The following is a 22,400-nucleotide window of genomic DNA, read 5'->3' as shown; positions in this document are numbered from 1 at the left end:
GAGAGGAGTACGACGATGAGCGACGGCTTCCACGACGACGGCAGGTACGGTTATTCCGAGCCGGGCGGCGGATCGGGATTCGATTATCGACAGCCTGCGTTGCCGTCTGCGCCCGCGGCGATGCAGGTCGACTGGGGTCGTTTCGCCGACTCGTTGTCGCGTCTCGGTACAGTGCTGTGGTTGTTCCGTGTGGGTAGCGGCGACGGCGTGTTCCCGCGCGCGCGCCTTCTGCAGCGCGGCGTGCTCCTGCTCGATCATCCGGCGCTCGCGGCGTTTTCGGGCAGCGTGCAAGTCGAAGCGCACAGCGCGATCACCGCGCACGGACCGCGCGAATGGCTCGAGTTTCTCGATTCGCAGTCGGTCTGCATCGCGCGCCTGTACCTGCTGCCCGATGCGGACTATCTCGCCTGGGATGCGATGTTGAGCGACTGCGGCATTGCGCGCGCCGCACCGCAGGCACCGTCGCGCTGGCGCGCGCACGCGGCGTTCATGCGCTGCGCGCTGCGGCGTCTGCGCAGTTCCTGGCAGGCACGTGCGGTGCGCTTCCCGCTGCTGCGCCTGCCGTGCCTGCACGTACTCGGCATGCGCGCGCCGACGGCGTTGTCGGAACTCGGGCGCCAGCTTGCTCTGGCGATCGCCGACGACGAGCGCGCGTCGTTGAACGCCTTTTGAGCGAACCTGCCGCGCACGCGGTTTCGCTGTTTGCACAGCTTGGGAAAACGAACGGCCGGCGTTTCGGTTGTTGAGAGCTTTGTTTATGCGGGATGGCGAGCAAGGACGCTCGCTGCTTTGCGAACGATAGTTTTGAGGAGTGATGCAATGTATAAAGATTCACCGAGTACGCGATTCCGCCGCGCGGCCGTGTCCGGCAGTGTGATTGCCGTGCTGCTGTTGAGCGCCTGTGCCACGCCGCAGAAAAAGCCGGTTGCAGAGACGAAGCCGGCTGCCGCCCCGGCACCGCTTGCCGCGCCGGCTCCGGCCAACTACGCGCCGCCGTGTGCGCAGCCCGGACTGGCCGCGTTCGAATGCGATCGGCGCAGCATTCTCGCGATGGCCGGCGAATACCGCGTGCGCTTTGCCTTCGATGAAACCGCCGCGCTTGCGCCCGCGTATGCACCGCATGCCGCGCAGCGCAGCGGCGGCACCGAACTCGTGCTCGTGATCGCCGACAGCGGCGAGCACATTTCGCTGCAGCACATCCTCGTGCTCGGTGAGAAGCATACCGTCGTCAAGCATTGGCGCCAGGATTGGCAGTACCAGCCGGCCGCAGTGTTGCGCTTCCGCGGCAACGGCAAGTTCGAGACGGAGACGCTCGCCGTCGATGCGCGCGCGGGCGCGTGGTCGCAGACCGTGTACGAAGTGGACGATGCGCCGCGCTACGCCGGCATCGGCCGCTGGACGCACGCGAACGGCGTCGATGCGTGGCAGTCGGATCGCACCTGGCGGCCGCTGCCGCGGCGCGAATACACCAAGCGCAAGGACTATCAGGCGCTCGAAGTGATGAACCGGCATACGCTGACGCCGGGCGGCTGGGTGCACGAGCAGGACAACACCAAGCTCGCCGTCGACGCGAACGGCGCGGTGCATGCGCTCGCGCGTGAAACCGGCACGAACAGCTATACGCATATCGGCGACTACGATTTTTCCGCGGGCCGCGACTATTGGAAGGGCACGCAGGACTACTGGAGTCAGGTCCGCGCCGCGTGGCAGCGCCTTGAAGCCAAATCGCCGCGTTTCGTCACCAGCCCCGAGCCGGACGGCGAAGCGCGCATCGACGAATTTTTCAATCTTGCCGAGCGCGCCGGGAAAGGCGAGAAGATCGATGCGGCGACGATCGACGCGGTGTTGGCCCGCTACGTGCGCGTCGCCGACCGGTAAAGCCGCGTCAAATCCAAACCGGTTTCAAACCTGGCGGAATGGAACTCCGCCAGGCTTTTATGCGCCGGCGCTCGGAGGAGTTGGAGGCGTCGGCGGCGTGGGAGGAGTCGGCGGCGTGGGAGGTGTCAGCGGAGTCAGGGGCGTGGGCGGCGTCAGCGGAGTAGGTGGCGTCAGCGGCGTGGGCGGAGTAGGAGGCGTCGGTGGCGTCGGCATTGCGAACAGCCCCTTGAACTGCGGCGACTTCATGCTCAGCGTCTGGTTTTTGCGCTGACGTAGCACGTCGACCTTGACCTCTTTGTCCGTGCCGGCTTCGCGCAACAGCCGCATCGCATCCTCGGGCCGCTCGACCTTCTTGCCGTTGATCGCGAGAACCACGTCGCCCGACTTGAGCGTCTTCGCGGTCTCCGCATCGGCGGAGAGCACGAGCGCGCCATGGTTGGTGCCGAAGTAGGCGCCGAGATCGGGATTGAGGTTGGTCAAGTTGAGTCCCCACCACGGCGTCGAATAGCGCATCTGCCCCGACGCAATCTCCGCTTTGCGTGCCTCCTTCCTCGCTTCATTCTCGGCGGCATGCGCTTCCTGCCGCGCCTGATTCGCCGCTTCGCGCGCTATCTGGCGTGCCTGGTTCTCCGCCTCGCGCGTCACCTGCCGTGCCTGATTCGCCGCTTCACGCGCTTGCTGCTTCGCTTGAATCTCGGCTTCGCGTGCCTGCTGCCGTGCTTGAATCTCGGCTTCGCGCGCTTGCTGCCGCGCTTGATCCGCGGTCTCGTTCGCCTGCTGGGCGGCAATTCTGCCGGCCTCGTCGGCCTGCTCGATCTGCATGGCCTGTCCCTGGGTAAGGAACCCGTCTTTCACGGCGCGTTCGACGTTCAGCCGAATCTGACCGCTGTCGACGTTGTCGGTCGAATAGATCAAATTGAACGGTTCGCGCCGCTCGGCCTTGAGCTTCACGTCGAAGGTTTTGCCGTCGCGACGGACGTTCAACGTGATTTCCTGGTCAACCTTGAGATTGCGCAGAGCGGCTTTCGCCGCCTCGTTCGTGCGCGCATCGACTCCGTTGCCGTGCACGCCTGTGACGATGTCGTCGTTGCGCAGACCGGCCTTGTCGGCCGGGCCGCCCGGGGTGATGGCGTTGATGCGCGTGTAGTTCTCGTCGTCGGCGAGAACGATGCCGATCATGCCTTTCTCGGGATCGCCGATGTAGCGATAGGCATAGCTGCGTGGCCCCGAGTCGCCGAGGCGCAGCGAGAGTTCGCCCATTCGTTTCGACAGATCGCGTATCTGATCGCGCACCTGATCGAGTTCCTGCCGCGTTTGCGCGAGATTCGGTTGCGGGTTCGGCTGGGGATTGGGTTGCGGGTTCGGATGCGGATCGGGACGCGGCGTGGCCGCCGCCGCAGCCGCAGGAGGCGGATCGGCCGCCTGCGCGTTGCCGCCGCCGAATGCGATGCAGAAAAGTGGAATTGTGTACAAAATCGATTTCATGGCGATTCTCTAGTTCTTCCAGCCGGCAGCCGCCCCGTTGCCGGTGGTGGCGAGGCCGTCGCGGAAGTTCATCAGGTTTGCGCTGTAGCGCAGAGTGGACAGATCCTCGAGCAGGGAGACGCGGCGTTGCCAAAGCGGCAAGGTCGCATTCGCATCGGCAGGGTCAGCGGCGCCGAGCTGCACGTCGACGAAGCCGATCATGTCTTCGATCTCCGTGCTGGCGGCGAGATCCTGCGCCGACTGCGGAGTCGACGCGCGGCGCGTGTCGCGCAGCCACTGCTCGAGCGCGCGCGAGCGGGCCTGCAGCGTGGCGAGTTGGGTGCGGTTGGTTGGGATGGCATCATGTGAATTTGTGGAATTTGCGACATTGTGTACAGAAGATGCGTCGGCGGGCGTTTCGGTCGCGGCGATCTGCGTCTTCGTCGTGTCGATGGAATTCGGCGCCGGGTGCAGGCGGAAGAACGCTGTCGCCGAGACCGCGAGCACGAGCGCTGCGGCGATGCCGATCGGCCAGTAGGCGCGGTGACGAGTGCGGGCGTTCGCTGCGCGCGATGCGGTCATCGGTTCGCGCGCGAGCCGCGCGGCCATTTCCGCCCATGCGTCCGCGGGCGGCGCCAACTGCGGCAGCGCGCGCAGCGCCTCGCCGAGCGGAACCGGCGCGACGGCGCGGGTGGGGTCTGTTTGCGTCAGGTCGGACATGATCTTGCGTCCTACAAAGGATTTTCGACAAAGGTGGTTGGGGGCATGGAAGGCTCTCCGTGGAGCAAACGCGCGAGCGTCTGTGGCGGCGTGGCTGTGCCCGGTGTTGCGGTGGATCTTTGTGCTTCCGCCGTGGCCTGGATCGGCTCGGTCGGACCGCCGTCGAGCAGTTCGCGCAGGCGCGCGGTGCCGCGCGCGACCTGAGACTTGGAAAAACTGATCGTCTTGCCGAGCTGCTCGGCGATTTCGCTGTGTGCGTAGCCCTCGACGTGATAGAGCCAGAGCACGCTGCGGGTCAGCGCGGAGAGGCGGTCGAGCGCACGCTCGAGCGCAGCCGAGTCGGCGCGCACCCACGGCGGCGCGGCTTCGTCGATCACGTCGGGAACTTCGGCGCGGTCGTCGAGGTGTTTGTCGCGGCGCAGGCGCATCAGCGCCTCGTTCGTGGCGATCTGCCGCAGCCAGGCCCAGAACGGCGCATCGCTGCGGTACTGGCCGATGCGCTGGAAGACCTTGAGCATCGCGTCCTGGAGGATTTCGCGCGCGGCTTCGGCGTCGCCGAGCATGCGCTGGGCGAGATTGAACACCGGCCGCTCGAAGCGCCGATAAATTTGCTCGAACGCCGCCGCCTCGCCGCTGCGCGCACGCTGAATGAGCGACTGGGGGATGTCGAACTCGAAAGAGGATCCGGTCACGACGCTATAGATGCGCCGAAACGGCAAACGGTCGCAAGTGCCGGTCGCCGCGGGCCTGGCCCGCTCGGAGTGCCGTTGCGGCGCTCCGGTCCGATGCCGGCGGAAAAACGCCGGCTGTCGGTAAATCGCAGAATTTTCTGGCCGTCAGACCGCCGTTGCGGGCTTTCTCAGCCGTGGAACGGCACCAGACGCGCCCACCAGTGGCCGTAACTCGGCCAATTGCCGGCGAAGTACGGGTGGTCGGGGTAGTTGAGCTTGAGCACGCGCTCGCTGTCGCCGGCGAGTTTGTCCTGGCCGAGCGCCTTGTAGGACAGGACCATGACCGCGAGCGCGTCGCCCGCGGCGGGCGTGCGGTCGAAGCGTTCGAGGATGTCCTTGCAGCGGTTGATCGCGGCGACGTAGGCGCCGCGCTTGTAATAGAACTTGGCGACGTAGATCTGCGCGCGCGACATGTTGTCGCGCAAGTAGATCATGCGCAGGCGCGCATCGGGGGTGTAGCGGCTGTCGGGATACTTGGTGACGAGCTCGCTGAAATCCTCGAACGACTGCAGGGTGCTGGCCATTTCGCGCTTGGTCGGGTCCTGGTTCGCCCAGTTGGCGAGGAAGCCGCGGTCGCGGTCGAAATTGATGATGCCGCGCAGATAGTAGGCGTAGGCCACGTTCTTCTGCGTCGGGTAGGTCTTGATGAAGCGGTTGATCGTCGACAGCGCCTCGTCGTTCTTGCCGTCCTTGTACTGGGCGAACGCAAGCTCCATCTGCGACTGCTCGGTGTACGGGCCGAACGGGAAGCGCGCGATCAGGCGCTGGTAGTAGCGGATCGCCTTGGTCTCGTTACCCTGCATCAAAGCGTCTTTCGCGCCCTGGTACAACTGTTCGACCGGCAGGGTTTCGGTTTCGTCCTGCTTCTTGTCGCGGTGGCAGCCGACGGCGAAGACGGCGAGCAGCAGAAGCACGAAGAGCTTGACCAACGGGGAAAGTCGCATCGAATGGATCCGCATGAATCGGCCGACGGACGGCCGGAAAGGAGGCGATAATAGCCCAAACCCTCGCGAGCCCGTAACTTTCGCGGGCCTTTCCGGCCAGATTGCATTCAGAATGAACGACCAAACCAACCCGACCACCCTGCCGATTCCCGCGAGCGCCGCGGGCCTGCGTTTCGACCAGGCGGCAGCCGAGATGTTTCCCGACTACTCGCGTTCGCGCCTGACCCAGTGGATCAAGGCCGGCGATCTGCTGCTCGACGGCGCGCAGGTGGCGCCGCGCCAGCTCGTGCATGGCGGCGAGATCGTGACCCTGAACGCGCGGCCGGGCCAGGAAGTGCCGCTGCAGCCTGAGGAGATCGCGCTCGACATCCGCTACGAGGACGCCGATCTGCTCGTGATCAACAAGCCGGCCGGCCTCGTCGTCCATCCGGGCGCGGGCCAGCCGGCCGGAACCCTGCAGAACGCGCTGCTGTATTTCGACGCGAAGCTCGTCGAGATCCCGCGCGCGGGCATCGTGCACCGGCTCGACAAGGACACGTCGGGCGTGATGGTCGTGGCGCGCTCGCTGCGCGCGCATACGCGCCTGGTCGAGGCGCTGCAGGAACGCGACGTGCACCGCCAGTACCTCGCCGTCGCGCTCGGCGCGATGATCGCCGGCGGCAGCGTCGATGCGCCGATCGGCCGGCATCCGCGCGACCGGCTCAAGCAGGCCGTCGTCGACGAGCCCGCGGGCAAGCCCGCGCTGACGCACTACCGCGTGCGCGAGCGTTTCCGCGGACACACGCTGATCGAATGCCGGCTGGAGACCGGGCGCACCCATCAGATCCGCGTGCACATGGCTCACGTCAAGCATCCGCTCGTCGGCGATGCGCAGTATGGCGGCGGCCTGAAGCTGCCGAAGGGTGCAACGACGGAACTGGTCGAGGCCTTGCGCGGCTTCAGGCGTCAGGCGCTGCATGCGGAGAAGCTCGAATTCGAGCATCCGGTCACGGAAAAACTCGTCAGCGTCACGGTCGACGCGCCCGCCGACTTCGCCGCGCTGGTACAGGCGCTGCGCGAAGATACGAAGGTCGCACGATGACGTAATATCCGCGGCGACATTCGTCAACACTAATAAGGTGGAGGGAATATGCGCCGTGTATTTTCTGCGTTCGAAAAAAGTTCGTTGACCACTGCGGTCGCTGCCTGCGCGATGCTGCTCGCCGCGGGCGCCGCACAGGCGTTCGATGCGGCCGATCGCAAGTCGATCGACGCCGAAGTCGTCAAGCGCCACGACGAATCGCTCAAGCGCCTGCAGGACTGGATCGCGCTGCCTTCGATCGCCGCGGAAAACCGCAACGCGAAAGAGGGCGCCGAGTACATGGCCAAGCTCGCGCGCGACGCCGGTTTCCAGAAGGCCACGGTGATCGAAACCGAAGGCAAGCCCGGGGTGTTCGCCACGCTCGACGCGGGCGCGAAGAAGACCGTCGGCCTCTACTTCATGTACGACGTCAAACAGTTCGATCCGGCCGAATGGTCTTCGCCGCCGCTCGAAGCCAAGCTCGTCGACAAGCCGGGCTTCGGCAAAGTCGTCGTCGGCCGCGGCGCGGTCAATCAGAAAGGCCCCGAGGCCGCATTCCTCGCCGCCCTGCATGCGATCAAAGGCGCGGGCAAGAAGCTGCCGGTCAATCTCGTCCTCGTTGCCGAAGGCGAAGAAGAGATCGGCTCGCCGCACATCGGCCAGATCGCGCTCAAGCCCGAAGTGCAGAAAGCGCTGGCGAAAACCGTGGGCGTATTCATGCCTTCGGCGGAACAGGAGCCCGACGGCGTCGTTACCGTGAGCCTCGGCGCGAAGGGCGTGGTTGAACTCGAACTCGTCTCCAGCGGCGAGAAGTGGGGACGCGGGCCGGTGAAAGACGTGCACTCTTCGCTCAAGGCCATGGTTGACAGTCCGGCGTGGCATCTGGTCAAGGCGCTCGACACGCTCGTCTCCGCCGACGGCAACACGATCACGATCGACAACTACCCGAAGCCGCGGCCTCTGACCGCGGACGAGAAAGCGATGATCGCCAAGGCCGCGCAGCACGGCGACGAAGCGCAGACCAAGCAGCGCTTCGGTATCCAGCACTGGATCGACGATCTGCCGTGGCTGCAGGCGAACGAGCGCTTGGTGTCGCAGCCGACCGTGAACATCGAAGGCCTGGTCGCCGGATACACCGGCCCCGGCGGCAAGACCGTGCTGCCGCACAAGGCCGTGGCGAAGATCGACATGCGCCTCGTGCCCGACATGACCCTGAAAGATGCGGTCACCGCGCTCAAGGCGCATCTGGCCAAGCGCGGCTTCGGCGACATCGAGGTCAACGTTTCCGGCGGCTACGATTCGACCAGCACCGCCGCCGATGCGCCGTTGATCCAGGCGCAGATCGCGGTGCTCAAGCGCGCCGGCATCGACCCGGTGATGTGGCTGCGCAATGCCGGCTCTTATCCGGGATACGTGTTCACCGGTGCGCCTTTGAAGCTCGCCTCGGGTCACTTCGGCCTCGGTCACGGCAGCGGCGCGCATGCGCCCGACGAGTACTACGTCATCGAGTCGAGCAATCCGAAGGTGCAGGGCTTCGATGGCGCGGTGATGTCCTTCGTCGACTATCTGTACGAGCTCGGCAAATGACGGTGAGCTGCGGATGAAGGTCAAGCGCATCGTCGCCAATCTCGCGGTGACCGATCCGGCGCAGGCCGAACGTTTCTATGGCAAAGCGCTCGGCCTCGATCTGCTGATGGATCACGGCTGGATCGCGACCTACGGTTCCGATGCGAAGATGTCGGTCCAGCTCAGCGTCGCCACAGAAGGCGGCTCCGGCACGCCGGTGCCGGATCTGTCGATCGAAGTCGACGACCTTGATGCGGCGCTCGCGCGTCTGCATGCGGGAGGCTTCGCGATCGAATACGGCCCGGCGACCGAGCCCTGGGGCGTGCGCCGTTTCTACGTGCGCGATCCGTTCGGCAAGCTGGTCAACGTGCTCGCGCATGTCTGATTCCGTGGCGTTGCCGATCGTTCCGGACTGGCCTGCGCCTGCGTGCGTGCGTGCGGCCGTGACCACGCGAAGCATCGCCGGCGCCTCGGCGGCGCCGTTCGATACGTTCAATCTCGGAGCGCATTGCGGCGACGATGCCGCCGCGGTCGCGGCGAACCGCTCGGCGTTGTCGTCGCTGCTCGCGCTGCCGGCCGCGCCGCGCTGGCTGCGTCAGGTGCACGGCACTGGCGTGGCGCAGTTCGGCGCAGCGGCGACGAATGCAGAGCCGCCCGAGGCCGATGCTGCCGTCGCGCACGAACCCGACACCGTGCTTGCCGTGCTGACCGCCGACTGCCTGCCGCTTCTGGTCTGCGCCGAAGACGGCAGCGAGATCGCCGCGATCCACGCGGGCTGGCGCGGACTCGCCGCGGGCGTGATCGAGCGCGGCATCGAAAGTTTGCACGCACCGCGCGAGAAGCTGCTGGTCTGGCTCGGACCCGCGATCGGTGCGGACTCGTACGAAGTCGGCGCCGAGGTGCGCGATACCTTCGTCGCGCAATCGGCGCACAACGCCGCGGCGTTCACGCCGACGCGGCCCGGGCATTGGCACTGCGATCTGTACGCGCTCGCGCGCCGGCGTCTCGCCGCGTTCGGCGTCGTGCGCGTGTACGGCGGCGGTTTCGATACGCTCGCCGACGCGCGCTTTTATTCCTATCGGCGCGAGGCGCGCACAGGCCGTTTCGCCAGCCTGATCTGGATCGATGGCGTCGCTGCGGGTGCCCCGGCGTTGCGCTGAACGAGCCGCGAAGCGTGGCGGCTGATGCGCCGGCGCCGGGCGAAATCCGCGTTCGCAACCCGGTAAACTCCGTTGCCTGCGCTCCGGCGTCGCGCCGATCCGAACCAGCACGTTGCCTTTGCCCGCGACGCTTGCTCTGAAGTTTGTTGATCGACGCGCGCGTGCTGTCGAAGCGCATGGATCGGAAAAGGAGGGCTGATGCGCAGTCAGGCGTGCGGGATTCCGGCGGCGAAGATTGCGGCGCGTTGGTTTGCGCGCGCCGCGGCGCTGCTCGCCTGCGTGTTTGCCCTGTCGTCCGCCGCGGCTGCCGATGGCGTACGCGCGGTCAACGAATCGCTCGAACTGCGCACGCCCGGCTCGCTGCGCCGCTACGGCTACGAAGAGGGCCTGCCGCAGGCGAGCGTGAATACGATCCTGCGCACCCGCGACGGGTTTCTCTGGCTCGGCACGTTCGGCGGCCTGGTGCGTTTCGACGGTCGCGAATTCCGCACGTTCCGCTCGGCCAACGACGGCGAAGGTCCGGCGAGCCGGCGTGTCCTGTCCCTGTTCGAAGACGAGCGCCGCCGCCTGTGGATCGGCACCGAAGACGCCGGCATCAACGTCTACGAAAACGGCCGCTTCCGCCATCTGCCGATCTGCGGCGGTACGTGCACGGTCAACAGTACGTTCTCCATGCAAGGCGGCGATCTGTGGGTGCTGACCGCAAACAAAGTATTCCATCTCGACCCGGACACCTTGGAGGCGACCGGCTACGGTACGGCGTACAACGGCTACGCCTACCATGCGCAGATCGGCGCGCGCGCGTTCGTTGGCGGCGTGGCCGGATTCGCGCGTCTTTCGGCGGCCGGCGTCGAGATCATGCCGCTGCCCGACGGGCACAAGCAGATACGCATGATGGCCGCTGACGGCGCGGTGGTCTGGACCGTCTTCGAGGACGGCGCCCTGTATCGCTACGACGCAGCAAACGACCGCTGGACCTCGGTTCGCGACCGCCTGCCGCCGGAAACGCATCTGATGTCCGATCGCAGCGGCGGCATCTACATCTCCGACGAAACTTCGGGCGTGCGCCATCTGGCGCGCGACGGCGGCGAGAGCCCGATCGAAGGCGCGGCGCGGCTGCACGCGGGCGCGGCCTGGGTCGACGACGACGGCGCGCTCTGGCTCGGCACTACCGGCAAGGGGTTATGGCGCCTGCGGCCTTCGCGGCTCAGCCTGCTGCGCTCGACCACGGGGCCCGATTCGCCGGGGCGTGTCGTCATCGCCGACGGCGCGGGCGGCGTATGGCTCGTGCTCGGCTGCGCGCGCCTGTGGCATCTAAACGCCGACGGCAGCCGCGCGGCATGGCCGCTGACGGCGGCGATCGGCGAAGACTGCGTGCACAGTCTGCTGCGCGACGAGGCTTCCGGCACGCTCTGGCTCGGCACCACGGGCGGCTCGCTCGCGCGCATCGTCGACGGCCGCACCGAGCGCGTCGCCGGCTGGCCGCAGTCGAGTCAGGTCGGCGTGTGGAAGGCGAAGGACGGGCGCCTGTGGCTGGCGAACGGACATTTCGTCGGCCGCCTTCGCCTGTCGGGCGAAGGCGCGTTCGCCGAGGTCGAGGCGATCGCCGAACTCGCCGGCATGGACGTGAAGAAAATCGTCGACGCGCGTGCGGGCGGCGTGTGGGTGGTCGGCGACCGCGGCGCGTTCCGCGTTGTCGGCGATGCGGTCGTGGAGCGCTGGACCTCGGCGCAGGGCATCCGCGGACGCTATTTCCGCGCCCTCTACGAAGACGCGGACGGCGTGCTCTGGATCGGCACCTACGGCAGTGGCCTGGTGCGCATCGAGCGCGGCGTCGTGCGCCAATACACCGAGGCAAACGGACTGTTCGACGACACCGTGTCGTGCATCCTGCCGAACGCCGACGGCCGTCTGTGGATGGCGGGCAATCGCGGCATCAGTCTGCTGCTCGACCGGCATATCGGCGCAGACGGGCCGGATGTGCTCACCCTGACCGCGAGCGACGGACTTGATCCGTCGGAGTTCAACGGCGGCACCGCGCCGCCGTGCGCAGACGACGGCGCGGGGCATCTGTGGTTCGCGATGATGGTCGGTTTCGCGCGCGTCGATCCCATGGCCTTGCGCGGCTGGGCGGCGAGCTACACGCCGCCGGTCTACATCGATCATGCGGCGGTGTCGCAGCAGAGTCTCGACGTGCACGCGCCGGCCGATCTCGGCGTCAACGCGTCGAATCTGGAAATCCGCTACGGCGCGATCGATCTGCTCAATCCGGACAAAGTGCGTTATCGCTATCGCGTCGATCATGGCGAGAGCGACTGGATCGACGCGGGCAGCAACCGCAGCGTGCTGTTGCCGGTGGTGCCGTGGGGACGGCTGGTTTTCGAGGTACAGGCGCGCGAACTCGGCGGCGCCTGGTCGCCGTCGGCGACCTTGCATTTGAACCGTCCGCGGCCCTGGTACAAGTATCACTGGATCTGGCTCGCGGCCAGTCTGGCGAGCTTGCTGACCTTGTTGTGGATCACGCGCGAGCGTCGCGTGTCCGATCGCGACGATGCGTTGCTCGCGCGCCTGCGCCGGCCGGAAACGGAATCAGACCGTTGAGGCCGTTTGCGCGTCCGCCGCGTAGGCCGGCGCGTCGCGCAGCGGCAGGCGCAGGATGAAGCAGGCGCCGCGGCCCGGCGCCGTGCGCACTTCGATGTGCCCGTTCGACTCGACCACGGTGCGGTAGACCACGGCGAGGCCGATGCCGGTGCCCTGCGTGCGCGGCTTGGTGGTGAAGAACGGCTCGAACACACGCGCGGCGATCTCGGGCTTCATGCCGTGGCCGTCGTCGCTGAAGCTCAGGCGGACCTCGTCGCCGATGATCGCGCTTTCCACGCGGAAGGTACCGTTCTGCGGCATCGCATCGCCGGCGTTCTTCGCCATGTTGAGGACGCCGGCTTCGAATTCGGCATAGTCCATGCGAATCCAGGCGGCCGCTTCGCAGAGCATCGATTCGACGCGGATGCGCTCGCCGAGCATCGAACGGATCATCGGCAGCAGATCGATCAAGGCGCTGTTCGCATCGAACACCTCGCGCGTCGGCGGGTCGGCGCGCGCCAGGGTCAGCAGGCGGTCGGTCAGTTGCTTGCCGCGCCGCGTGGCGTCGACGATTTTGCTCATGCGCTGCTGCGCGCCGTCGTCGTGCGCGGGCGCCATGCGTTGCGTCGCATAGCCGAGAATGATGTTGAGCAGGTTGTTGAAATCGTGCGCGACGTTGCCGGCGAGTTTGCCGAGCGAGTCCATGCGCTGCGAATGGGTCAGCTGCGCCTGCGAGCGTTCCTTTTCCTGCATCTCGATTTCGAGCTGGCGGCAGAGTAGGGCGAGATCGTCGCTGCGCCGCCGGTTGATATCGGATTTCAGAATCAATCGATCGAGGATCAGGGCAACGATGGCGCAGCCCATGACCGGCTGGAGCAGGCTCGACAAGGCATCGCCCACGGTCGACGCACCGGCGACGCCGTGGCGCACATCCATCCAACTGCCGAGCACGAGGATGGCGAAGTACGCAGCCGCGGTCAGCCACAAGCCGGTGCGGCCGAGCAGCAGGCCGGCGAACAGCAGCGGCAGCACGCTGAGCAGCAAACCCGACTGCGCGGCGAGGCCGTAGTAGTAGTGACTGATCGCAAGCAGAACCAGCCCGAAGGCGATCAACGCGACAGCGATCTTGCGAGGTAGCGGCATGGCGCGATTATGGCGCGCGCGAAAGCCCCCCGCACCTGCGCATCGATAAGCGGCGGATTCATCGATATGTCGAATCCGCCGCAGACTCGAAGCAGCGTCGGGTGCGGCGCATGGATTGCCGATCCACCGCGCCCCCGACGCGCATTGCCTCAGATCGTCAACAGCCAGCGTCCGCGATGGCTGCCCTGTTCGAAACGGCGGTGTGCTTCGGCTGCCTGCTCCAGCGGCAGGGTGCCGGCGATGCGCACGGCAAGGACGCCGTCCGCGGCGAGCCGCAGCAGTCGCGCGAGGCGCTCGCCGTCGGGCTGGACCTTGACCGCCTCGCTGCGGACGCCGCGCTGCGCAGGCGGCACGTCGTAAGGCGTCACGCCGATATAGACGCCGCCGTCGCGAACGGCCGCGAGCGCGGCTGCGCCCAATGTGGCCGTGTCGAATACGCCGTCGAACCGCGCGGCGCTGCCGGAAAGATCCTGTATGACGCGATGCGCGCCGGCCGCATCGAGAAAGGCCCGGTCGCTTGCGCGTGCCAGCGCGGTCACGCGCCAGCCGCGGCGGACGGCGAGGGGTACGGCAAATCCACCGACACCGCCGGCCGCGCCGGTGACGAGCAACTCGGCGCCCGCCGGCAGGCCGAGCATGTCGAGCGCCTGATCCGCAGTCAGCGCGTTGAGCGGCAGAGTCGCTGCGCCGTGAGTGTCGAGCGAGGCCGGCAGTGCGGCGACCGCGGCCGCGGGCAGGGTCAGCTGATCGGCATAAGCGCCGATGCCGGCGTCGAGCCGGCCACGCAGCGCCGCGACGGGCGTGCCGACGGCGAATCCGTCCACGCCGGGTCCGACCGCGTCGATCTGTCCGGCGAGATCCCAGCCGATGCCGACCGGGCGATCGCGCGGCAGCCAGCCGAGATCGTGGAACACGCCGCGGCGCGTAACGACGTCGACCGGATTGACGCCGGCCGCGGCGATACGGATGCGCACCTCGCCGGGCGCGGGTTCGGACGCTGGAACATGGACGAGCTGCAAGGCCTCGGGGCCGCCGGGCTCGGATACGACGATGCTGCGCATACAGACTCCATCGAGAGAAAGGTTGGAGTCCACAATCTAGTTGCCGTACTCTCTTTTGGTAAGAAGGCACCTAAAAGTGCGTAACCGATATCGAGGAGAGTCCGATGCCGACCCAGACCGCGGCGCAGCGCCGCGCGGCCGCCAAGCAGGCCTACAACGCCTACATCGCCGCCTGTCCGAGCCGCCAGTTGCTGGCGACTCTCGGCGACAAGTGGGTCGCTCTCGTGCTCGTTGCGCTCGGCTCCGGCGGTGCGCGCTACGCCGACCTTGCCCGGCATATCGCCGGCGTCAGTCAGAAGATGCTGACGCAGACGCTGCGCGTGCTCGAACGCGACGGCCTGGTCCGGCGCAAGGTGACCGCCGCGGTGCCGGTGCGCGTGGACTACGCGCTGACGCCGCTCGGCCGTTCGCTGCTGCCGGTGGTGGCGAAGATCAAGTCGTGGGCCGAGACGCATATGGACCGCGTGCTGCTGGCGCGCGCCGAACACGATGCGAAAAGGCCCGCGCAGTGAAGCCGACCAGTACGCCCATTTCGGTTGCGGCATGACCCTCTACGCCGAACTGCTTGGCGAAGACCTGGCGCGCTTGCCGGCGCCGCTGCGTGCGATTCATGCGCGCTTGGGCACGGCGACGTACCGCGGCGACGTCGAAGTGCGTGGCGCTACGGCCCTGTTTGCGCGTCTGTGCGCGCGTGTCGCGGATCTGCCGTCGGCTTATCGTGGCCCGATCGAAGTCGAAATCGTTGCCGCCGACGGTGCGGAACAATGGACGCGCCGATTCGGCGCGCACGTGATGCGTTCGCGTCTGCGCGCCCACGACGGCTATTTGTACGAGCGCCTGGGTCCGGTACGTTTCACTTTCGCGCTTGCGGCCGACGATGCGGCGATTCACTGGCGCGTCGCACGCTTAAGCGTCTGCGGCCTGCCGCTGCCGGCGTCCTGGTTCGCCGGGGTGTGCGCGGTGGAGTCGGCGGACGGCGATCGCTATCGCTTCGACGTGCGCGCCGCGTTGCCGGGCGTCGGTACGATCGTGCACTACCGCGGATCGCTCGATGTCCTCTGACGACCCGGTTCTCGTATTCGACGGCGTTTGTGTCCTCTGCAACCGCAGTGTGCAGTTCGTGCTGCGCCACGACCGCGCGCGGCGATTCCGTTTTGCCACGAACGAATCGGCGAGCGGACGCGCGCTTATGATCCGTCACGGTCTCGACCCGGCCGCGCCGGTTTCGGTGCTATTGGTCGAGGACGGTCGCGCTCATGTCGAGAGTGCCGCGGTCGTGCGCGTGCTTGCCGGCTTCGGCGGCGGCTGGCGGATAGCGGCCGCCACGCTGCACCTCGTTCCCACGGCGATTCGCGACCACGCCTACCGCTACGTCGCGCGGCACCGCTACCGCTGGTTCGGCCGCCGCGAAGTCTGCTGGCTGCCCGATCCGCGCGACGCTGGGCGTTTCCTGCCCTGACGACGGCACTCGCTGCGCGAGTGCCGTCGCGGTACAGGCGATCACGGCAGCACGGTGAACTCCATGCGGCGGTTCTTTGCCTTGCCTTCCTCGGTGCCGTTGTCGGCGACCGGCTTGGTGTCGCCGTAGCCCTTCGCGGTCAGCGAATCGGCCGCCACGCCGAGCTCGATCAACTTGGCGCGGACGGCATTCGCGCGCGCTTCGCTGAGCTGCAGGTTGCTCGCGGGATCGCCAGTGTTGTCGGTGTGTCCGCCGATCTCGACCTTGGTGCCGGCCGGCGCGGCCTTGATCGCAGCGGCCGCCGCGGTCAGCACGTCGAGACTGTCGGCGCTGACGTTGGCCGCACCCGTGTCGAAATGGATCGCCATCTGGTTGAGCGCGTTGACCAGATCGGCGGCCGTGTACTTGCCCGGCACGAGTGCGAGCAGTGCGGCCTTGGCGTCGGCGGCGGCGTTCTGCACGACAGCCGGTACGGCCGGTTTGACCGGCGCGCTCGTCGTCGCCGAGGACGGAGCAGGCGCGGTCGCGGTGCGCGTCATCACGCAGTAGGCCAGGGCGAGGATGATCGCGGCGAGCACCAGCCATTTGAGCCAGCCGAGCCCGCCCGCGGCCGCGCCTTCGGCGGCATTGGTCACGCGCGTCGTGGCTGCGGCGGCGCTGGCCGCTGCGGCAGCGCCGATGCCGCCGATACCACCGCCGAGGCTGCTGAGCAGACCGCCGACGCCAGCCGGAATACCGCTCGGTAGCTGGCCGTTCGGCGTGACCGCGCCGACGATCTTCGGCAGTGCGGCCGACGCGGCGGCGAGCACCGTGCCGGGCGCGATGCCGAGCTTCTTGGCGATGCCGTTCAAGGCAGAGGAGCCGAACACGTTCTCGACCTGCTGCGTGCTGATCGCTGCGGGCGTGCCCGAGGCGCCGCCGAGCCACGAAGAGAAGATATCGCCGAGACCCTGCTGCTTGAATTTTTCGAGCAGGCCGGCGATGCCGCCGGAGTTCGGATCGAAGACGAGCGCGAGCAACGAAGCGATCAGCGCCTGTCCCTTGTCGCCGAGGCCGAAGCGCTGCGAGATTTCCCGAATGATTGCGTCGAACATATGACATCCCTCTCGTTGAGTGAAGGTGTGGCCGTTCGCGAGCAGGCCGTGCCCCTTGCGAGCCAGCCGGCAGCGAGCATAGCGCAGCCTTGAGGTCGGCCGTATTGCAGCGCAATAGTGCGCAGATGTCGGTTGAATTCCGCCGCCGTTTGCCGCATATCTTCGCCATCTCGTGGTGTCGGCTTTGCGATCGGGGTCGGTCGCGCAAGCCGGACGGCGGCCTTTGCGGCCGTATCCCTCCATCCTCCGTTTCCGTAGGTGTCTTTCATGCGACAGGACAAACTGACTTCGCGTTTCCAGCAGGCGCTCGCCGATGCGCAGAGCCTCGCGGTCGGGCGCGACAACAACATGCTCGAACCCGCGCACGTGGCCGCGGCGCTGCTCGACCAGCAGGGCGGCTCGACCGTGCCTTTGCTCGCCCAGGCCGGGGTCAATGTGGCGCTGCTGCGCCAGCGCGTGAACGAAGCGATCGAGCGCCTGCCGCAGGTGAAAGGGCAGGAAGGCAACATCAACGTCTCCAACGAGCTGACGCGCCTGCTCAATCTCACCGACAAACTCGCCCAGCAGCGCGGTGACGCCTTCATCGCGAGCGAGCTGTTCGTGCTTGCCGCGCTCGACGACAAGGGCGAGATCGGCCAAGCGCTCAAGGCTGCCGGCGCGACCAAGCCGAAGCTCGAAGCGGCAATCGACAAGATGCGCGGCGGCGAAAAAGTTGCCGACGAGAACGCCGAGGAGCAGCGCCAGGCGCTGGAGAAGTACACGATCGACCTGACCGCGCGCGCGGAGAAATCCAAGCTCGATCCGGTCATCGGCCGCGACGAGGAAATCCGCCGCGTGATCCAGGTGCTGCAGCGGCGCACGAAGAACAATCCGGTGCTGATCGGCGAGCCCGGCGTCGGCAAGACCGCGATCGTCGAAGGTCTTGCCCAGCGCATCATCAACGGTGAAGTGCCCGAGGGCCTGCGCGACCGGCGCGTGCTCTCGCTCGACATGGGCGCGCTGATCGCCGGCGCGAAGTTCCGCGGCGAGTTCGAGGAGCGCCTCAAAGCCGTGCTCAAGGATCTGGCGAAAGAAGAAGGCAACGTCATCCTCTTCATCGACGAGCTGCATACCATGGTCGGCGCGGGCAAGGCCGAAGGCGCGATGGACGCGGGCAATATGCTCAAGCCGGCGCTTGCGCGCGGCGAGCTGCACTGCATCGGCGCGACCACGCTCGACGAGTACCGCAAGTACATCGAGAAGGACGCTGCCCTGGAGCGCCGCTTTCAGAAGGTCTTCGTCGGCGAGCCTTCGGTGGAGGACACGATCGCGATCCTGCGCGGCCTCAAGGAAAAGTACGCACTGCATCACGGCGTCGAGATCACCGATCCCGCCATCGTGGCAGCGGCCACGCTTTCGAATAGATACATTCCGGACCGCCAACTGCCCGACAAGGCGATCGACCTGATGGACGAGGCGGCCTCGCGTATCCGCATGGAGATCGACTCCAAGCCGGAAGAACTCGATCGTCTCGAACGCCGCCTGATCCAGCTCAAGATTCAGCGTGAGGCGCTGAAGAAGGAGAAGGACAAGGAGTCGAAGCAGCGCCTGGCCGATCTCGAAGCCGACATCGCCAAGCTCGAACGCGAGTTCTCCGATTTGAACGAAGTCTGGAAGGCCGAGAAGGCCGCGGTACAGGGCACGACCAAGATCAAGGAAGAGATCGAAGCGGCGCGTGCCGAACTCGAAGCCGCGCAGCGCAAGCAGGATCTCGCCAAGGTCGCCGAGATCCAGTACGGCAGGATTCCGCAGCTCGAAAAGCAGCTCGCCGCGGCGCAGGAAGCCGAGAACAAGGGCTTCAAACTGCTGCAGCAGAAGGTGACCGGCGAGGAGATCGCCGAGGTCGTCAGCCGCTGGACCGGCATTCCGGTGTCGAAGATGCTCGAAGGTGAGCGCGAGAAGCTGCTGCGCATGGAAGACGTGCTGCATCAGCGCGTAGTCGGCCAGGACGAAGCGGTGCATGCGGTCGCCGATGCGATCCGGCGTTCACGCGCGGGCCTGTCCGATCCGAACCGGCCGAACGGCTCGTTCCTGTTCCTCGGCCCGACCGGCGTCGGCAAGACCGAGCTGTGCAAGGCGCTCGCCGAATTCCTATTCGACTCGGGCGATGCGCTTGTGCGCGTCGACATGAGCGAGTTCATGGAGAAGCATTCGGTCGCGCGCCTGATCGGTGCGCCTCCGGGCTACGTCGGCTACGAGGAAGGCGGCTATCTGACCGAAGCGGTGCGGCGCCGGCCGTACAGCGTGATCCTGCTCGACGAGGTCGAGAAGGCGCATCACGACGTGTTCAACATCCTGCTGCAGGTGCTCGACGACGGGCGCCTGACCGACGGCCAGGGCCGCACGGTCGATTTCCGCAACACGGTGATCGTGATGACGAGCAATCTCGGCTCGCAGCTGATCCAGGAATTGTCCGGCGACACCGACGAGGAATACGTCAAGATGAAGGCGGCGGTGATGGGCGTCGTGCAGGCGCACTTTCGCCCGGAGTTCATCAACCGCCTCGACGAGATCGTCGTGTTCCGTCCGCTCGACAAGGCGCAGATCCGCCAGATCGCGCGCATCCAGACGGCGTACCTGGCGAAGCGTCTCGGCGAGCGCCAGCTCAATATGACGATCAGCGATAAGGCGCTCGACCTGCTCGGCAACGTTGGCTTCGATCCGGTGTTCGGCGCGCGTCCGCTCAAGCGTGCGATCCAGCAGCAGCTCGAGAACCCGCTGGCCAGGGAAATCCTCGAAGGCAAGTTCCAGCCGGGTGACACCGTCGCCGTCGATGCGGAGCACGGACGCCTGGTCTTCGCCAAGAAATAAGCGCACCGCGTCACAACAAAACCGCCCGGCATCACGCCGGGCTTTTTGCAAGTGCTCTGCGTTTGGTTGAAATCGCTCAGGTTTCCGACCAAACTGCCCCCCATCGCGTCCCGGGAAGATTGGCTTTCGCAAGGTTCCGTTCCGACTCCCAGCGATGAATGCAAACTTGCAAATGCTGCGCCGCTCGCCTTCGGCCGAGCAGCTCAAGCTACAGAATCTGCGCCTGCGCGTCGGCGAGCATGCCGTCGACGTCGGCGCGCTGCGCGTGATCGGCGATGGCGGCACCGCGCGCGTGACCGGCAAAGCGGTCGCCGTGCTGCTCGAACTGGTGCGCCACGCCGGCAACACGGTCAGCCGCGAAGATCTGCTCGAAACGGTGTGGAAAGACCGCGTCACCACGCCCGACGTGCTCACCCAGGCGATCAAGGAACTACGCCGCGCGTTCGCCGACGGCGACAAGGCCTCGGCGTACATCGAAACCATACCGAAGGTCGGCTACCGCCTGCTCGCCGAGGTGTCGGTGATCGAGGCGGACGAGATTCCGATCGGTCAGCTCGGGCCGATGTCGCTGCGCGCGGAGAACGAATCCTGGGTCGATACCCAGCCCGACGAAGACGCCGACGTACGGCTCGCGTCGATTCCCGCACAGGCCGTGCCGGCCATGGCGCCGCCTGCGAAGCGGCGAGCCTGGGCGCTGCCGCTTGCCGCTTTGCTGGTGATCGCGGCCGTTGCCGGCCTGTATTTCGTCCGCGCCGGATTGTCATCGTTGCCGCCGTGGCGCATATCCAATCTGCGTGCGCTCACCTCCGATCCCGGCGCCGAGCTGTTGCCGCACGTCTCGCCCGACGGCACGCGCGTGGCCTACGGCAAACTGATCGAAGAGACGGGATTGGATCGCCTGTTCATCCGTGCGGTCGAACCCTCGCAGCTCGTCGCACTCGCACCGAATACCGAACACTCGCACGACATCCGCCCGGTCTGGTCGCCCGACGGCAGCCGCATCGCCTACGAGCGCATCACCCACGACAAGTGCACGCTGTACATCGTCGCCGGCCTCGGCGGCAGCGAGCGCGAGGTCGGCGATTGCGAAGACTTCGGGACCGCGTATTTCGACTTCGCCCCGGACGGGCAGGAACTCGTTGTCGGTCTGCGTGGCGGCGGCACGCAGTCCGACCTGCGCATCACGCGTTTGAACATCACCAGCGGCGCCAAGCAGGCGTTGAACTACGAGAGTGCGCGCGGCGATCAGGATCTCGAACCGCGTTATTCGCCGGACGGACGCTGGATCGCATTCCGCCGCGGCCTCTCGCCCTACAGCGATCTTTACTTGATGCGCGCCGACGGCGGCGGCGTGCGCCGGCTGACTCGTCTCTCCGGCAATCTGCGCGGTTTCACCTGGACCGCGGATTCGCTCGGGCTGGTGTTCTCGTCCAATTTGCACGGCAAGTTCGAGTTGTTCGCGGTCGGCATCGAAGGCACCGGCGTCCTGCAGCGTCTCGGTGTCGAGCCCGCGGTGTTTCCCGACGCAGCGCGTGGCGGCAAGATCGTGGTCTATCAGATTCAGCGCACGACGAGTGCGCTCGCCGAAGTCGACTTGAGCGTGCCGGGCGGCGCGGTGCGCAAACTCGCCGCGGCCTCGTCCGGCAGCGATTCGGCGCCCGCGGTGTCGGCCGACGGCGGCCGCGTCGCCTTCATTTCCGACCGCAGCGGCTCCAGCCAACTCTGGCTGTACGACCGCGCCACGGGCAGCGCCGAAGCGCTGACCGAGTATCGCGACGCCGTGCTGTCCAATCCGGTCTGGCGCGCCGATGCGGCGGCCGTGTTGATCAACGTGCGCCAGGAGCCGTCGACCTCGCGTCTGGTCGAAATCGATCTGGCCTCGCGCCGTGCGCGCGACATTTCGGCGAAGGACGAGAACGTGCTGTTCGGCGACTACGGGACCAAGCCCGGCAGTTTCCTGCTCGCGATCGGTGCGACCAGTAACGGTGCGCGCCTTGTTCAGCGCGAAAACGCGGGCGGGCCCGGACAGAAAGACGAAGAGGTCGCGATCGGCGTGCAGCACGCCGAGACCGACGTGGCGCACGGCCAGATCTACTACACGCGCATCGGCACGGCCGGCCTGTTCCGGCGCAGCCTGCCCGCGGGCGCGGAGCAGGCGGTCAGCGACAAGATCAACGCGCTGATGCTCGACGGCTGGCACGTCGTCGACGGCAAAATCTGGTATCTGGTGCCGATCGACGTGCGCATGGCGATCGTGCACGAGTTCGATCCGCTGACCAAAGCCGATCGTGTGATCGCCGAGCTGCCGATCACCGTCGGTGCGGTGAGTTTCAGTGCCGACGCGGCGCACCGGCGCCTGTATCTGGATCAGGTCTCGAACCAGGACACCGACGTCGGCGCATTCGATCTCGAGCGCGACGCCGCGCACTGAGCCGCCGCGCGGACACCGGCGAAACCCGGCAATTTTCGACACGCGATGCGCGGGTTTCAGCAACCCGCGACGCGGCCTGTGGGCGCAGAATTTACTTGCCCCTCCAACGGGCAGTGGAAGCGTTACGCGGCCATCGGGACCGGGACCCCGATGGCCGTTTTTATTTGCGCGTCGCGACGGCTAAAGACAAGTCGCTGTTTTCACTGGACTTCACGAGACACACCGCAAAATTTCAGCGCGATTTCAGCGCAATTTCCGT

Annotated in this window: 19 protein-coding genes; 12 read left to right on the top strand and 7 right to left on the bottom strand. The window is 66.8% G+C overall.

Features of this window, described 5'->3' with window-relative positions:
* Positions 1-15 precede the first annotated feature (15 nt).
* The gene (locus tag FFS30_RS01955) at positions 16-672 is read left to right on the top strand and encodes a hypothetical protein (RefSeq protein WP_137911430.1); all 657 of its coding nucleotides are present in this window, start codon (positions 16-18) and stop codon (positions 670-672) included.
* Between the two features lie 147 nt (positions 673-819).
* Positions 820-1,878 carry a DUF6607 family protein gene (locus FFS30_RS01950; RefSeq protein ID WP_249352118.1) on the top strand — a complete coding sequence of 353 codons (1,059 nt, stop codon included), beginning with the start codon at positions 820-822 and terminating at the stop codon, positions 1,876-1,878.
* A gap of 57 nt (positions 1,879-1,935) precedes the next feature.
* On the opposite strand, the gene FFS30_RS24055 is transcribed toward FFS30_RS01950, so the two are convergent.
* The 4 genes from FFS30_RS24055 to FFS30_RS01930 form a co-directional block, all read right to left on the bottom strand.
* Complete coding sequence (locus FFS30_RS24055; protein WP_137911429.1) at positions 1,936-3,363, bottom strand: PDZ domain-containing protein; 1,428 nt, start codon at positions 3,361-3,363, stop codon at positions 1,936-1,938.
* A 9-nt stretch (positions 3,364-3,372) separates the two neighbouring features.
* On the bottom strand, positions 3,373-4,062 hold the full coding sequence (locus FFS30_RS01940; RefSeq protein WP_137911428.1) for a hypothetical protein: 690 nt from the start codon (positions 4,060-4,062) through the stop codon (positions 3,373-3,375).
* A gap of 11 nt (positions 4,063-4,073) precedes the next feature.
* On the bottom strand, positions 4,074-4,754 hold the full coding sequence (locus FFS30_RS01935; protein WP_137911427.1) for a sigma-70 family RNA polymerase sigma factor: 681 nt from the start codon (positions 4,752-4,754) through the stop codon (positions 4,074-4,076).
* Between the two features lie 167 nt (positions 4,755-4,921).
* Positions 4,922-5,737, bottom strand: coding sequence for an outer membrane protein assembly factor BamD (locus FFS30_RS01930; RefSeq protein WP_171014366.1), 816 nt, complete (start codon positions 5,735-5,737; stop codon positions 4,922-4,924).
* A gap of 112 nt (positions 5,738-5,849) precedes the next feature.
* Here FFS30_RS01930 and rluD point away from each other — a divergent pair, with 112 nt between their 5' ends.
* The 5 genes from rluD (at position 5,850) to FFS30_RS01905 (ending at position 12,124) form a co-directional block, all read left to right on the top strand.
* A complete protein-coding gene (rluD, locus tag FFS30_RS01925) occupies positions 5,850-6,818 on the top strand; it encodes a 23S rRNA pseudouridine(1911/1915/1917) synthase RluD (RefSeq protein WP_137911425.1) in 969 nt (322 codons plus the stop codon).
* A 48-nt stretch (positions 6,819-6,866) separates the two neighbouring features.
* Complete coding sequence (locus FFS30_RS01920; RefSeq protein ID WP_137911424.1) at positions 6,867-8,384, top strand: M20/M25/M40 family metallo-hydrolase; 1,518 nt, start codon at positions 6,867-6,869, stop codon at positions 8,382-8,384.
* Positions 8,385-8,397: 13 nt separating this feature from the next.
* Entirely contained in the window at positions 8,398-8,748 is a 351-nt protein-coding gene (locus FFS30_RS01915; RefSeq protein WP_137911423.1) for a VOC family protein, read from the top strand.
* Entirely contained in the window at positions 8,741-9,523 is a 783-nt protein-coding gene (pgeF, locus tag FFS30_RS01910; protein ID WP_137911422.1) for a peptidoglycan editing factor PgeF, read from the top strand. Before FFS30_RS01915 ends, pgeF begins: the two co-directional genes overlap by 8 nt.
* Before the next feature lie 198 nt (positions 9,524-9,721).
* The gene (locus FFS30_RS01905; RefSeq protein ID WP_137911421.1) at positions 9,722-12,124 is read left to right on the top strand and encodes a two-component regulator propeller domain-containing protein; all 2,403 of its coding nucleotides are present in this window, start codon (positions 9,722-9,724) and stop codon (positions 12,122-12,124) included.
* Here FFS30_RS01905 and FFS30_RS01900 read toward each other — a convergent pair.
* Both FFS30_RS01900 and FFS30_RS01895 read right to left on the bottom strand, forming a co-directional pair.
* Positions 12,113-13,246, bottom strand: a complete 1,134-nt coding sequence (locus tag FFS30_RS01900) for an ATP-binding protein (RefSeq protein WP_137911420.1) — start codon at positions 13,244-13,246, stop codon at positions 12,113-12,115. The two genes, FFS30_RS01905 and FFS30_RS01900, sit on opposite strands and share 12 nt — an antisense overlap.
* Before the next feature lie 149 nt (positions 13,247-13,395).
* Positions 13,396-14,307, bottom strand: a complete 912-nt coding sequence (locus tag FFS30_RS01895) for an NADP-dependent oxidoreductase (RefSeq protein WP_137911419.1) — start codon at positions 14,305-14,307, stop codon at positions 13,396-13,398.
* Positions 14,308-14,411: 104 nt separating this feature from the next.
* On the opposite strand from FFS30_RS01895, the gene FFS30_RS01890 reads away from it, so the two are divergent.
* From FFS30_RS01890 to FFS30_RS01880, 3 genes are read left to right on the top strand one after another with little or no spacing between them, the layout of a single operon-like run.
* Positions 14,412-14,819, top strand: a complete 408-nt coding sequence (locus FFS30_RS01890; RefSeq protein WP_137911418.1) for a helix-turn-helix domain-containing protein — start codon at positions 14,412-14,414, stop codon at positions 14,817-14,819.
* Positions 14,797-15,369 carry a DUF4166 domain-containing protein gene (locus FFS30_RS01885; RefSeq protein WP_137911417.1) on the top strand — a complete coding sequence of 191 codons (573 nt, stop codon included), beginning with the start codon at positions 14,797-14,799 and terminating at the stop codon, positions 15,367-15,369. The genes FFS30_RS01890 and FFS30_RS01885 overlap by 23 nt, the downstream gene beginning before the upstream one ends.
* Positions 15,359-15,766, top strand: a complete 408-nt coding sequence (locus FFS30_RS01880) for a thiol-disulfide oxidoreductase DCC family protein (protein WP_137911416.1) — start codon at positions 15,359-15,361, stop codon at positions 15,764-15,766. Before FFS30_RS01885 ends, FFS30_RS01880 begins: the two co-directional genes overlap by 11 nt.
* A 41-nt stretch (positions 15,767-15,807) precedes the next feature.
* On the opposite strand, the gene FFS30_RS01875 is transcribed toward FFS30_RS01880, so the two are convergent.
* On the bottom strand, positions 15,808-16,860 hold the full coding sequence (locus FFS30_RS01875) for an OmpA family protein (protein ID WP_171014365.1): 1,053 nt from the start codon (positions 16,858-16,860) through the stop codon (positions 15,808-15,810).
* A gap of 267 nt (positions 16,861-17,127) precedes the next feature.
* Here FFS30_RS01875 and clpB point away from each other — a divergent pair, with 267 nt between their 5' ends.
* Both clpB and FFS30_RS01865 read left to right on the top strand, forming a co-directional pair.
* Positions 17,128-19,710 carry an ATP-dependent chaperone ClpB gene (clpB, locus tag FFS30_RS01870; protein ID WP_137911414.1) on the top strand — a complete coding sequence of 861 codons (2,583 nt, stop codon included), beginning with the start codon at positions 17,128-17,130 and terminating at the stop codon, positions 19,708-19,710.
* A gap of 154 nt (positions 19,711-19,864) precedes the next feature.
* Positions 19,865-22,141 carry a winged helix-turn-helix domain-containing protein gene (locus tag FFS30_RS01865; RefSeq protein WP_137911413.1) on the top strand — a complete coding sequence of 759 codons (2,277 nt, stop codon included), beginning with the start codon at positions 19,865-19,867 and terminating at the stop codon, positions 22,139-22,141.
* Positions 22,142-22,400: the final 259 nt, after the last annotated feature.

Origin of the sequence: Rudaea sp. 3F27F6 (assembly GCF_005503555.1) — a bacterium.
In the GTDB taxonomy this organism is placed as follows: Bacteria; Pseudomonadota; Gammaproteobacteria; order Xanthomonadales; family Rhodanobacteraceae; genus Rudaea.
Note: the sequence above shows the minus strand (reverse complement) of the source record. Positions and strands in the feature narration are given on the sequence as shown.